This window comes from Mesorhizobium sp. GbtcB19, assembly GCF_019091085.1.
GTDB lineage: Bacteria > Pseudomonadota > Alphaproteobacteria > Rhizobiales > Rhizobiaceae > Mesorhizobium.
This window is the reverse complement of the sequence record NZ_JAGXJY010000569.1, coordinates 1-233: the sequence shown is the minus strand read 5'-3', so window position 1 is coordinate 233 and position 233 is coordinate 1. Positions and strand designations below refer to the sequence as shown.

The following is a 233-nucleotide window of genomic DNA, read 5'->3' as shown; positions in this document are numbered from 1 at the left end:
GGCGGCAACAGCGGAGCCGCCGGGCCCCCCGCCCCTGCCGATCGAATAGTCGACGACGCCAACCTTCGACAGCACGCCGCCCTCCTTCTCGGGCACCAGCACCTTCGACCATTCGCCGAGCGTCGCGGCAGGCCCATGCATGCCCGGCTTGGCGGGAACCAGTCCGGTGGCGTTGGCGGTTGCCGCCATCTCGACCATGGTCTTCGAGCCGTCGACGAATTCGACCAGCATGC

General features: G+C 69.1%; 1 pseudogene. It reads right to left on the bottom strand.

Features of this window, described 5'->3' with window-relative positions:
• Window positions 1-233: pseudogene (locus KVT37_RS33070) on the bottom strand (homoserine dehydrogenase); the annotation flags it as partial.